Below are 12,209 nucleotides of genomic sequence, written 5' to 3' on the forward strand. Positions count from 1 at the left end.
TCCAGATCTTTTCCATATTCAGGCAAGACAATTACCCTTAAATTGACTGAGAATGGACTCGTGATAACATGATGGCATCACGTGGTTATGATATGACACCAACCATGTATTCTCCAGATGGAAGAATATACCAAGTGGAATATGCAATTGAGACCGTAAAAAGAGGAACTTTAGCAATAGGTATTCTCAGTAAAGAAGGTGTCATTTTAGCAGTAGAAGAAAAACCACGTCCATTACAAACTAAAAATATTACACAGAAAATCTTTCAAGTCGATTATCATATAGGAGTTGCAGCAGCAGGATACATTCCAGATGCACGTGTTCAAGTAGACAGTGCAAGATTCTTTTCACAGGGGAATAGAATGACTTATGATGAATCAGTAGAGGTTGCAACAGTTGCAAAGCATTTAGCTGATCAAGCACATCAATTTACACAATATGGTGGAGTACGTCCAAACGGTGTCTCTATGATTATTGCAGGAATTGATCAGAAAGGGGAATCAATCTATGTTACAGATCCAAGTGGAACTTATTTACAATATTCAGCAGTTGCAATTGGTGCAGGTGCAGATGATGTCAATGAATTTTTGGAAAAATTCTACAAGGACGACATGAATTTAGAAGATGCAGCAGCATTAGCTATTGCAGCAATTAATCTAAAGGCAGAACAAAAAGATGGTGCAAGCAATGTAAAAATGGCGAAGATAACAGCAGAATCAAAAGTTTTTGAGAAAATTTCTGAATCAGACGTAGAAAACTATTCTAAAAACGCATCAAAATTTGATACCAAATAGAAGTTTTAGATTTGAAAAATATTCAACCTAATTTACTGAGACGATAAATTATGGGATTAGGAAGTTATTGGGGTGAAGTAATGGAAGTACTTCGTGAAATCATTCCAGTTTATGACAAAGTAAATTCCATCATCTCATTGGGAAAAGACGTTGAACATAGAAATCGTGGAATTTCAGGAAGAGTTCTTCCAGGAAACAAGATTCTTGATGCAGGTTCTGGTTTTGGTAACATGTCAAAAACGGCCATGAGATTAACTGACGGTAAAATTTCAATTACACTTTATGACCCACTTGTCCCGATGCTAAAAAATACAAGTAATCATTTTGATAAATCTCCAGATATGGCAAATGGAGTATTTGAGCATATTCCGTTTAGAGATGAAGAATTTGATGCTGTGTTATGCGGATATTCTTTAAGGGATGCAATCAATTTGAGAATTGCAATTTCAGAAATTCATAGAGTTTTAAAAAAAGATGGCAGATTTGTAATTGTAGATTTAGGAAAACCAGATAATGTATTCATCAGAGCAGGGGTTTCATTTTATCTTCGATGCATTTTACCAATTCTAGCATTTATTGCAGGTGGGAGATTGGGATTAAAGTTTGGAACACTTTATGGAACATTCAAGAGATGGCCTGCAAATAAAAAACTTGAAGGATTAATTCTAGAAAAATTTTCTAGAGTTGAATTTGAGAAAGATCTTATGGGTGGGGCAATAATGGTTGCCGCATACAAATGAACAGAGTACTGATTCTAGTTAACATTACAGGCCTAATAATTGGAATTTCATATGGACTTCATGGTCCAATCTTACCAGTATTTGCAAAGAACGTCATTGGCGCAACATATTCAGAGCTTGGTTTAATCGGATTAACAAATTTCATTCCCTACATGTTCATCCCATTGTTTGTAGGAATTCTCCTAGACAGAATCAACAACGGGTATTTACTTGCAGTAGGTGCTGCATTGAATTCTGCATCAATTTATCTTCTATCTATTGCACAATCGGTTCCAGAGATTATGGGATTTCGAGTAATGACAGGAATTGCTCACGCATTTTTTTGGCCTCCATGTGAGTCAATAATATCTAATGAAAGTTCTGAGAAAAATAGAGTCAGAAATATTTCGTGGTTTACAATGTTTTTTGTGATGGGGTTTATGGTAGGTCCATTACTTGGAACAGTATTCTTAGAAAGTCTAGACATATCTTATAGAATTCTATTCCAAATTGCAGCATTCATTCTAGCAGCAGGAATAATTACTTCACTTTTAGCCTCAAGAAAGAGTGTTAGAAATCACCATGAGGGATTTTCTTTTTCATCAATTAAACAAATGAGAAAATTTCCCGAAGTCATAGTATTATTGATTTTTTGTACATCCTCTTTTGGGATAATTCTCACAATTTTTCCTGCATTTCTAAATGACAGAGGAATGACTGCATCAGACATTTTATTGCTGTATTTTGTTTTTGGAATATCTAGAGTTGTGTCTCTAGCACTAGCAGGAAAGTTTGCAAGAAATACGAGTCAGACTCTGATTGCAGGAACGATTGCAGTGTCAATCGGATTGGCAATATCAATTTATGCTGAATCAATCATTACTTTTGGAATTGCATTAGTTTTGATGGGATTTGGATTTAGTATTTTCTTCCCGCTTACATTGGAGATAATTTTGAGTAAGACAAGAAAAGCAATATCAGGAAAAATAATTGGGGCTTATGAAACAATTTTCGGTATGGGGTGGGCGATAGGACCAACACTTGGAGGTCCAATATCACAATCATTTGGAAATGAAACACCGTATGCCTTATTTTGTGTAATAGGAATAGCAGTTGCAGTATTTGCAATAATATCTAGAAAGAAACTAGAACCACAAAGAGTTTTGAATTAGATATCCATTGTTCCACGTTTTTTGGTGCAGATATCAAGTGCATCAATTACATCTGTAACAAAGACTTTACCATCACCTTTCGTTCCAGTACATGCAACATTTGCAATTGCGTCTATTACATCATTTAGTTTAGGATCATCTACGATACAAATAATCAGGTCTCTACTGAAGTATTGTCCGACTAAAGGAGGATCTTGCGCGCCTTGACCTTGAACTTGATGTACAGTAACTCCACCAACACCAACTTTTTTGATAGCAGAAATTACTGCATCTTTTGCTCCCGGTTGAATTATTGCTTCGACTTTTTTCATAATTTGTGACAAGTTTGAATTTATTTAAAATCAGGAATCGATTCTCATCTATGAAATTCAATAAGATCTAATTTTAGGCATAAATCTGCAACATTACGTTTAATTTCAAATTTTTACATATCAGAATATGCTAGAGTATTCACTAAATGTAGGCGGAAGTGAATGGATAATCATAATTTTTGTAGCTATTGTATTGATTTTGGGGACAGGTAAGCTTCCCGGAACAGCAAGAAAATTAGGTAAAGCAGTCAATGAATACAACAAAGCAAAAAATGAAATCCAAGATCAGATGAAAGAGGTTACTGAAGAGTCACCAAAAATTTCAGGACCTGTAGAAACAGAAAGAGAAAAGTTGGAAATGATTGGAAGATCTGCAGGAGTCAAAATAGAAGGAAAAACAGATGAAGAGATTCGAAAAAGTATTGCAGAAAAAATAGGTCAAAAAAGAATCGATGAAACTGAAAAGAAATAATTATTTTGAATCTTTAATTCGGTACATGTTTTTATCAAGTCGCTTTTTGGCAAATTTGTAGTAATCAGGGACTATTTCAAAACCAAGATAACGTCGATTAAGGGATTTACTTACCACTGCTACTTGTCCTGATCCAAGGAATGGATCAAATACAACATCTTTTTTTTCACTAGAATATTCCAATAGTTTTTGGATTAATTCAGATGGAAGTTTAGTCGGTGTTTTTTCATCTCCAGTCCAGTACTCTCTTTTGATATCCCAAACATCTTCTTTATCTCTATAGTGAAGACTTCGACCATCTTTGGTTTTTTCATCCTTACCAAATCTAGTAAAGGGAAAAAATTTTCGTTTCTTGTCATCTTTGCAGACATAGAGACAGTGGTAGTGGGAAGTGACAAATTTTCTTTTTGTAACTACTCCAAATTGATATTTCCAAATTATGTGATTTATGGTTGTAAATCCAACATCATCTAATGCCCGGAGAATGTCTTTAAGATTATTCCATCCAGAAAAAACATACATGCTTCCAGAGTCTTTTAGAATTCGAAAAACTTCACTCATCCATGCAAATGTAAAATCATAGTAATCTTTAGCCTTGATTTCATTGTAACCAGATAATACACGTGATGAAGTTCTGTTATAATTTGCTTTTTTTGCCTTAAAATTTATTGCAAATGGAGGATCTGTGATAACAAGATCAATCTTATTCTTAGGAATTAAGTTCATTCCTTCAATACAGTTCAGATTGTAAATTTTGTTGATTTCAATTTTTTTCATTTTTAAATTCAAGACTATTTCCTAGCTTAATAATGTCATGGGTCTACCATAATGATTAAACAATAAATCACCAATCAAGAACTAGCAAGTAGATCTTGAAATTCTCATGTCCAAAATGCAAATCAAAGATAGAGATACAAAAAACATTTAACAAAAAAATGCATGTTTCTTGTGAAAAATGTGGCATAGAAGATCTGCTAGAATTTTCAAAAAACATAGACGAGGTATTTCTGGAATTTCTCTCACGCTTTGATAAGGGTCTAGTCACAAGTGTTGGACTATCAGAAGAGCTAAAGGATGAAGGAATCATCAGAGCAGAAAACGAAATCAAAGAAATGATAGGAAATAACAAACCAGACAAAATTACTGAAGAAATCCTATTTTCAAAGAAAGACTATATCTCAGAATACAAGGTATTGAAGAATCCTGAGCCTAAAATGGGCTCAAAAATTGAAGAGATGGGTCTAGATGAATCAATTTCTGAGCACCTCAAAGAATTAAAAATTGAACAATTTTACAAATTTCAAGAAGAAGCAATTCAGGAAATCACATTTGGTGAAAACGTTGTAATTGAAGCACCAACTGCATCAGGAAAAACAGAAGCATTCTTGATTCCAGTGATTCAAAGAATAAAAAAAGAAGCAAACGAAGGAAATGTTTTTGCAATTTTTGTTTATCCAACAAAAGCGTTAGCAAGAGATCAATTCCCAAAAATCCAAAAATTTGCAGAAAAGATTGGAGTCAATGTTAAAGTTTTTGATGGAGATACAAAAGTTCCAGACAGACGAGACATAATTGACAATCCCCCTCAGATTTTAGTTACAAATTTTGATGTATTACACTACCACATGTGGCATCAAACAAAATTTTCCTCTCTACTATCATCTACTAAAATTTTAATTGTAGATGAGGCACACGTGTATTCAGGAATTTTTGGTTCTAATGTACACTATATCATAAAAAGACTCAAAAGAATTTGCAGTAACAAATTACAATTTGTTGCAGCATCTGCAACATTAGATGATGCAAAGAAATTTTGTGAGAAATTATTTGGTGAGAAGATGCAAATCATTTATGGATCTGGAAAAAAAGGTCAAACAGATTTTGTTATGCTGTTCCCATCACTTAGAACACAAAGAAAACTCATGGTAGAACTGACAAAGAAATTAACGGAAAAAAATCACAAGACAATGGTATTCAACAACTCACATCTTAATTCTGAACTATTAGCAATTCAAGCAAAAAAACAAAAAGTCAACATCAAAGTTCATCGAGCCGGATTAATGGCAAACTATAGAACTTCAGTAGAAAAGCAATTCAAAGAAGACAAATTACAAGCAATTTCGTGTACTCCCACGCTTGAATTAGGTATAGATGTTGGAAATGTAGATTGTGTAATTTCATCTACCATTCCTGTCAATAGACTAATCCAGAGAATAGGAAGAGCTGCTAGAAAAGGACAGAGAGGATATGCATTTTTGGCATTGGGAAATGACCCAATATCACAATATTACAAAAATCACCCTGATGATTATTTTGAAGACATTGAAAAAACATACATTGATCCAAAAAATCCATTTGTAGAAGAATTTCAAGTGTTGGCAATGGCATGCGATAGACCAATTTCAAAACACGAACTAAAAGAGCATCAAGAAGTCATAGAACAACACATCATCAAAGAAAATCTGAAAATATTTAACAATAGAATTGTTCCCAATTTTGATAAAATAAATTCCATGTTAAATGAATACAGCATTAGAGGAATAGGTAAATCCATTGACATATTCCTATCAGATAGAAAAGTTGGAGATAGAGTACTGCCAATCGCATTAGAAGAATTACATAAAGATGCAATCTATTTTTTAGCAGGTATTCGCTATAGAGTAAAAGAATTCGATTATCCTAAAAAAAATATTGCAAGACTAGAAAGAATCTCAAGAGACTATCCATACTATACAAAATCATTAACTGAAGAATGGCCAACGATAGAAACTGTTTTTGAGAAAAGAATTGCAAATGGAGTAGAAGTTGCATTTTGTAAATTACATATTCAAAAGAAAGTTTACGGATATGTCAATATCGAGTTAGGGCAAGATATCACTCAAGGTGAAAAAGTAATACTAGACATGCCATTAGAGTATGATTTTATCACTAAAGGAATTGTCTTTCATGCACCAAGACCTCTTAATGTTATAGAAAAAGCAGAGGATGAGGATTATGCAGAAGCCAGCGGATACCATGCAACAGAGCATGTGGTAATTGAAGGAAGTAATATGATTACAGGAGGTGTCTCTCAAGACTTGGGAGGAATATCATTAGGCACTTCAGGCTTGATTTTCATCTATGATGGGGCTATTGGAGGAAGTGGTGCAAGTAAGGCATTGTATGATAGATTTGAGAAAGCTCTTGAGAGAAGCATGCATATCGTAAAGGAGTGCCCGTGCAAAAACGAGTCAGGATGTCCACGATGTACCTTCTCATATAGATGTGGAAACAATAATGAATTTCTTCACAAATATTCAGCATTGGAAATTCTTGAGAGAATAAACAAAGGAGAAAAAACAGAATTGATCGATCCCACTGAAGGAGATAGACCACTGGTATAACAAATCAAAATGGGATAAATAGATCAAAAATCTAGTAATTATATGCAAAAAGTAGCTCTAGTTACAGGCAGTTCATCAGGTATTGGATTGGAAGCTGTACTAGCACTTGCAAAGGACGGCTACAAAACTTTTGCAAGTATGAGAGATACAAAAAAATCAGCAGAACTAGAGCAAGCTGCAAAAAAAGAAAATCTATCAATAGAAATTATTCAGTTAGATGTTGACAATGAAGAATCAATTATTTCTGCAATAAAAAAAATAATGTCAGATCATCAAAGATTAGATGTTTTAGTAAACAATGCAGGATACGGGCAGTTTGGATGTACAGAAGATGTAACAGTAGACGATTTCAGAAAACAGTTTGAAACCAATTTTTTTAGCATTGTAAGAATAATTCAAGAAGTTGCACCAATAATGAGAAAGCAAAAATCAGGAAACATCATAAACATTAGTTCAGTTGCAGGAAGAATGGGCCTTCCAGGTTCACCTGCATACATTAGTTCAAAGTTTGCACTAGAAGGATTAGGTGAATGTCTCAGATACGAACTTGGACAATTTGGAATAAGGACTACTCTAATTGAACCAGGAGTGATTAAAACAAACTTTTTTGAATCAATGAAGATTCCAGATTCAAAGAAAGATCCAAAATACAAAGAGATCACTGAACATATTCTCTCAGGATTAAAGATGATGGTACAGATGGGGACACCACCTTCAGAAGTTGCCAAAGTAATTATCAAAGCAATTCATGATGACGAAATGCTACCTCGATATATTGTAGGAACAGATGCTGCCATGTTCATGGAAGCAAAAAAGATGAAAACAGACATAGAATTTGAGAAATATCTCAGTAAAGAGCTATTTCCAGGCTGAAATAGTACTTGTACGTTAAATTGATATACACTTAGAATAGAGTTTTCATCAAAGTCCGCAATTTTAAAGTGAAAAAAATGAAATGGAAAACGCTACAACATAATGGAATCTTATTCCCACCTGAATATGAGGCACAGGGATTTACAATAAAGATCAAAGGTGAGACCGTATCACTTGATGCCAATCAAGAAGAAATGGTATACCAGTGGGCAAAAAAGAAAGATACCCCATATGCTCAGGATAAGGTATTTCAGAAAAACTTTACAGCAGATTTTGCAAAAACTCTAGATTCTAAATTTAAAAAAATATCATATGAAGACATTGATTTTTCAAATGCCTACAAAATAGTTGACAAAGAAAAAGATCTCAAAGAGATGATGACTAAAGAGGAGAAAAAAGCACTTGCTGTAAAAAGAAAGGAGTTGCGAGAGAAATTGAAAGCAAAATATGGGATTGCCATAATGGATGGCAAAGAAGTTGAAGTAGGAAACTACATGGCAGAGCCTCCTGGAATATTCATTGGAAGAGGAGAGCATCCAATTCGGGGAAGATGGAAACCCAGAGTCACAGCAAAAGACGTTACACTAAATCTAGGAAAAGAAGCCAAAGTACCTGAAGGTAAATGGGGAAAGATAATTCATGATAAAGACTCTATGTGGCTTGCAAGCTGGATGGATTTTCTCACACAAAAAAGAAAATACGTATGGCTTGCCGATACTGCTGGACTAAAACAAGACAGAGACAAAGAAAAGTACGAAAAAGCAGTAAAGCTTGCAAAAGAGATTGACAAAATTAAAGATAAAATCGTAGTAGACATGAAAAGCAAGGATCCAAAAATCAGCAGAATTGCAACGGCTTGTTATTTAATTTACAGAACTGCAATGAGGGTAGGAGACGAAAAAGATCCAGATGAGGCAGATACAGTAGGTGCCACAACTCTTAGAAAAGAGCACATCAAAATTACTGCAAATACCATAGAGTTTGATTTTCTAGGTAAAGACAGTGTAAGATGGCAAGAAACAGTTGTAGCAGAAGGTCATGATAAACAATTCCAAGAAAATCTAAAAAAACTAGTTGAAAAGAAAAAACCAAAAGATGAGATCTTCGATGATATCACTTCAAGACACGTCAATGCATATTATTCAAGTATCGTAAAGGGATTAACTGCAAAGGTATTCAGAACATACTTGGCAACTACAGTTGTCAAAAAATATCTTGTAGAACATGATAACATGAAAGGAAAGACTGCAACTGAGAAACTATATCATGCAAAATTAGCAAATCTTGAGGCAGCTATGATGTGTAATCATAAAAGAACAATTCCAAAAACTTTTGAGCAATCATTAGAAAAGAAAAGAGACACACTCAAAAAAGTAAAGAAAGAAGAAGCTTGGAAGAAGACCGAAGAGACACTCAAAAAGGTTCTAGCATCTCAACCAAAAACTGATACTCAAAAGAAAAGTAAAGAAAAGAGAATTAAAACACTAAATGAACAGATCAAAAAACAAAAGAAAAAACAAAAAGAAAGATTACAGAAATTAGAACTACAAATAGACTTGTCTGAAAAAACTAAAGATTACAACATTGGCACTTCTTTGAGAAACTATATTGATCCTCGCGTATTCAAGGCATGGACTGATGAGGTAGGAGCTGAATGGGAGAAATTATACACATCAGCATTACAAAAGAAATTCCTATGGGTCAAAAATGAAAATGTAAAATGGAATGAAATAAAGTAAAAATTCACACCTAACAATTAATCACATTTGTTGTAGAATCATTTAATTTCCCAAATTTTTAGGCATATAGTATGCCGGGGTAGCTCAGCCTGGTTAGAGTGCCAGTTCGCTTGGTAATCTCTAACGGTTCTCCAACTAAGGCAATACTCATAATCTGGAGGTCGCGAGTTCGAAACTCGCCCCCGGCACACATTAAACTAAATCAACTATACAGTATCAGGCTCAAAACTATGCCATTTTTTGAAAATTTATGATGGATTTTGTGCTAAGCTTGGGTCAATATTGAACTAAAGAGATCTTTGAAGAGAAATAAATTAATACTAGAATAATGATGCAAAACGTTTCAAAAGATTCTGATTTTGGGATTAGTCAAGAATTTATTGAATCGGGAAAACATATTCATTCAAAAAAGAAGAAAGGCGGACCATATTCAAAAGATGAAAAGATAAAACGACAAAACGAAGTTTACAGATTACATTTTGATTACGGATATTCTGCAAGAAAGATTTCAGACATGATGAATATTAATCGCAATACCATTAATGGAGATATTGATTATTGGTACGATAAAATTATAGTAAACACAAACTATCTCAATCTTGAAGGCTCTATTATGATTAGTCGTGATAGATTAGAAATTCAACGTATACGATTACGTGAAAAATTGGATAAAATAGAAAATTTTCAGCAACAGTATGCTATTGAAAAAATGATTTTTGAAATCGAAGGAAAAATTATTAATATAAATTTGAAATTAGCAGAATCAGAAAAAAGAATTAATAAAGAAAAAATAAATTTTCTAAATAACCATATGGAGAAAAAAGGAGAAGATTTAAGATTTATTTCCTTATTTGACAAGATATCAGTATCTGAAAAATCATACAATAAAATTTCTAAAATTATCAAAGAAGATAGAAATAGAAATATACGTTAGTGTGAATCAATAATTCAATTCCATAGGGATTCAGATACCATTTTGAAGGATAGAAATAGACACAAAAATAGTTAATCCCAATGTTTTGAACCATCTAAGAAAATCGGACTATATTTTTTCTAGATCAAAATTTGAGTAACAAAAAGCCCAAAAGAATGCTCAATCCGATAAAAATAGTAATTGTGACAATAATATGATTTTGAGCTTTTTCTTTTTCGTAAAACTTTCTTGGTGTAACCCCACCAATGAAAAAGACTATCATCATTCCTAGAACTAATCCTATGATATTAGCTCCTGTAAGAGTCAAAGCATTTGAAAAAATATCAAAATCCCATAATGCAATTCCAATTCCAGCAACTGCTGCAGGTGGAACTAAAGCAGCAGCTATTGCAACACCTACTAAAATTCCAGGAATGTTGGTAGACATTGCAATACCCCCTGCAAAACCAAGAGCAATGGCAGCTGCTAAAAATACAGGAGATAGTTCAGTTCGAGATAAAATCTCATTTGTTAGCGGTAAATCTGAAAATTGGAGTGCGATTGTTGTTAAAAGAGCACCAGTACCTATTACAGATGTCAACAGTATTGAGCCTGAAATTAGACTCTTGATCATCTTATCTGTTTTTCCAACTGCAGTGTTAAATGAAAAAGCAGAAATCGGTCCAAGTAAAGGCGATATTAGCATTGCACCGATAACCAGAGAGGCATTGTTTGCATATAGCCCAACTACTGCAACTCCTGCAGCTATCACTATCATGAAAAGCAGATTTTTGTTAAATTTTACATTAGGATCAATTATAGAGTCATATTCTTCGATTAGTTTTTTCTTTTTTACTTTAACTTGTTTTGATTCTAGTTCTTTAGTATAATTTGAAAGATAGTCTGACAATGTTGCCTCAATGGCAAAGCTTGTAACATACAGATCTTTTGTTCTAGTATCTATGATTTTGTTTAATTCATTAGATAATCCATTTGCTAAGGAATCAGGACATATGCCTGTATATCTAATCAGTTTTTCATTTTCTGACATTGTTAATTCCGAATGAAAGGGGATTTTGTATTTCTTGAACGTAAATTCTATACTTTGACTTTGTTGTTCATAACAAATAACTTCAATTTTTCTCATTTCTGTTCTATTTTATTTAGATGATGTCCATATTAATAATCATTCAAAACATATTTTCATAATATCTAAACATAAAATAAAAAAATTAGATGATTAATTTCTATTCGAAATCATAATCATCGTCATTATCGTAGCTGTCTTCGTATTCTTCATCATCTAATGCTTTAACTTTTTCCAAAGTCATATTGTGGGGGTTTTCGCATCTGAAGATAAGCAATATACAAATTGACATCATCCAAATTATAGTAAACCAGTTGATTTAGGAATCGTATTAATTCAACTGATTGCGAATAATCAAATTAAATTCAAAATACATGAAGGTTTTATCAATGAACTAGATGTACTGTTGGAAGTGAATACTTTGGATAAAAAGAAAAAATGATACAATAAATAAAATTCAAATAAAATAATTCATTTCAATTTCTTTTAATTTATTTATAAAACAAACATAGTATTGACAATTATTTGACTTGCGTTTATGATACAAGATTGAATTTGAAAATATTATCATGAGTAATTTTTCATAACAGTCTAAAAAAATAGGCAAGTATGAATGGCAGTAAATTTGTTAGAGTTATTTTTTGGTAAAAATGAAATTTCATCAAACCTTATCTTCACATATTTGTTATAGACAGTATGAAAAAATCAAAACAACTGACAATTGCCATGTTAGTTATTCTTTCAGT

11 protein-coding genes and 1 tRNA gene are annotated in these 12,209 nt (G+C 33.0%); 9 read left to right on the forward strand and 3 right to left on the reverse strand.

Annotation, left to right across the window (positions count from 1 at the left end):
• Positions 1-68: 68 nt before the first annotated feature.
• The 3 genes from ACW9W3_RS01950 to ACW9W3_RS01960 are packed head-to-tail and all read left to right on the forward strand — an operon-like array spanning position 69 to position 2,685.
• Complete coding sequence (locus tag ACW9W3_RS01950; protein ID WP_457764485.1) at positions 69-794, forward strand: archaeal proteasome endopeptidase complex subunit alpha; 726 nt, start codon at positions 69-71, stop codon at positions 792-794.
• 50 nt (positions 795-844) lie between these two features.
• Positions 845-1,534 (forward strand): class I SAM-dependent methyltransferase, encoded by a 690-nt coding sequence (locus tag ACW9W3_RS01955; RefSeq protein ID WP_457764486.1) that lies wholly within the window; start codon positions 845-847, stop codon positions 1,532-1,534.
• Positions 1,531-2,685 (forward strand): MFS transporter, encoded by a 1,155-nt coding sequence (locus tag ACW9W3_RS01960; protein ID WP_457764487.1) that lies wholly within the window; start codon positions 1,531-1,533, stop codon positions 2,683-2,685. Before ACW9W3_RS01955 ends, ACW9W3_RS01960 begins: the two co-directional genes overlap by 4 nt.
• On the opposite strand, the gene ACW9W3_RS01965 is transcribed toward ACW9W3_RS01960, so the two are convergent.
• Positions 2,682-2,996 carry a P-II family nitrogen regulator gene (locus ACW9W3_RS01965; RefSeq protein WP_457764488.1) on the reverse strand — a complete coding sequence of 105 codons (315 nt, stop codon included), beginning with the start codon at positions 2,994-2,996 and terminating at the stop codon, positions 2,682-2,684. The two genes, ACW9W3_RS01960 and ACW9W3_RS01965, sit on opposite strands and share 4 nt — an antisense overlap.
• Before the next feature lie 127 nt (positions 2,997-3,123).
• Here ACW9W3_RS01965 and ACW9W3_RS01970 point away from each other — a divergent pair, with 127 nt between their 5' ends.
• Positions 3,124-3,468: a Sec-independent protein translocase subunit TatA/TatB gene (locus tag ACW9W3_RS01970; protein WP_457764489.1), complete on the forward strand. Its 345-nt coding sequence runs from the start codon at positions 3,124-3,126 to the stop codon at positions 3,466-3,468.
• Here the strand turns inward: ACW9W3_RS01970 and ACW9W3_RS01975 are convergent, their stop codons facing one another.
• Positions 3,469-4,245, reverse strand: coding sequence for a DNA-methyltransferase (locus ACW9W3_RS01975; RefSeq protein WP_457764490.1), 777 nt, complete (start codon positions 4,243-4,245; stop codon positions 3,469-3,471).
• A 95-nt stretch (positions 4,246-4,340) separates the two neighbouring features.
• Between ACW9W3_RS01975 and ACW9W3_RS01980 the strand changes: the two genes are divergently transcribed.
• The 5 genes from ACW9W3_RS01980 (at position 4,341) to ACW9W3_RS02000 (ending at position 10,397) form a co-directional block, all read left to right on the forward strand.
• Complete coding sequence (locus ACW9W3_RS01980) at positions 4,341-6,851, forward strand: DEAD/DEAH box helicase (RefSeq protein ID WP_457764491.1); 2,511 nt, start codon at positions 4,341-4,343, stop codon at positions 6,849-6,851.
• A 42-nt stretch (positions 6,852-6,893) separates the two neighbouring features.
• Positions 6,894-7,724, forward strand: a complete 831-nt coding sequence (locus tag ACW9W3_RS01985; protein ID WP_457764492.1) for an SDR family oxidoreductase — start codon at positions 6,894-6,896, stop codon at positions 7,722-7,724.
• 77 nt (positions 7,725-7,801) lie between these two features.
• Positions 7,802-9,463 (forward strand): DNA topoisomerase I, encoded by a 1,662-nt coding sequence (locus ACW9W3_RS01990; protein ID WP_457764493.1) that lies wholly within the window; start codon positions 7,802-7,804, stop codon positions 9,461-9,463.
• A gap of 73 nt (positions 9,464-9,536) precedes the next feature.
• Positions 9,537-9,651: transfer RNA gene (locus tag ACW9W3_RS01995), tRNA-Met, on the forward strand.
• Positions 9,652-9,791: 140 nt separating this feature from the next.
• The gene (locus ACW9W3_RS02000; protein WP_457764494.1) at positions 9,792-10,397 is read left to right on the forward strand and encodes a hypothetical protein; all 606 of its coding nucleotides are present in this window, start codon (positions 9,792-9,794) and stop codon (positions 10,395-10,397) included.
• Between the two features lie 124 nt (positions 10,398-10,521).
• Here the strand turns inward: ACW9W3_RS02000 and ACW9W3_RS02005 are convergent, their stop codons facing one another.
• Complete coding sequence (locus tag ACW9W3_RS02005) at positions 10,522-11,427, reverse strand: TIGR00341 family protein (protein ID WP_457764495.1); 906 nt, start codon at positions 11,425-11,427, stop codon at positions 10,522-10,524.
• Positions 11,428-12,209 lie beyond the last annotated feature (782 nt).

The organism is Candidatus Nitrosopumilus sp. bin_68KS (genome assembly GCF_054095825.1).

Bases quoted from the DNA above. Each gene is read 5' to 3' on its own strand.
- ACW9W3_RS01950 (WP_457764485.1), top strand. From the start codon at position 69: ATGATGGCATCACGTGGTTATGATATGACACCAACCATGTATTCTCCA.
- ACW9W3_RS01955 (WP_457764486.1), top strand. From the start codon at position 845: ATGGGATTAGGAAGTTATTGGGGTGAAGTAATGGAAGTACTTCGTGAA.
- ACW9W3_RS01960 (WP_457764487.1), top strand. From the start codon at position 1,531: ATGAACAGAGTACTGATTCTAGTTAACATTACAGGCCTAATAATTGGA.
- ACW9W3_RS01965 (WP_457764488.1), bottom strand. From the start codon at position 2,996: ATGAAAAAAGTCGAAGCAATAATTCAACCGGGAGCAAAAGATGCAGTA.
- ACW9W3_RS01970 (WP_457764489.1), top strand. From the start codon at position 3,124: ATGCTAGAGTATTCACTAAATGTAGGCGGAAGTGAATGGATAATCATA.
- ACW9W3_RS01975 (WP_457764490.1), bottom strand. From the start codon at position 4,245: ATGAAAAAAATTGAAATCAACAAAATTTACAATCTGAACTGTATTGAA.
- ACW9W3_RS01985 (WP_457764492.1), top strand. From the start codon at position 6,894: ATGCAAAAAGTAGCTCTAGTTACAGGCAGTTCATCAGGTATTGGATTG.
- ACW9W3_RS01990 (WP_457764493.1), top strand. From the start codon at position 7,802: ATGAAATGGAAAACGCTACAACATAATGGAATCTTATTCCCACCTGAA.
- ACW9W3_RS02000 (WP_457764494.1), top strand. From the start codon at position 9,792: ATGATGCAAAACGTTTCAAAAGATTCTGATTTTGGGATTAGTCAAGAA.
- ACW9W3_RS02005 (WP_457764495.1), bottom strand. From the start codon at position 11,427: ATGTCAGAAAATGAAAAACTGATTAGATATACAGGCATATGTCCTGAT.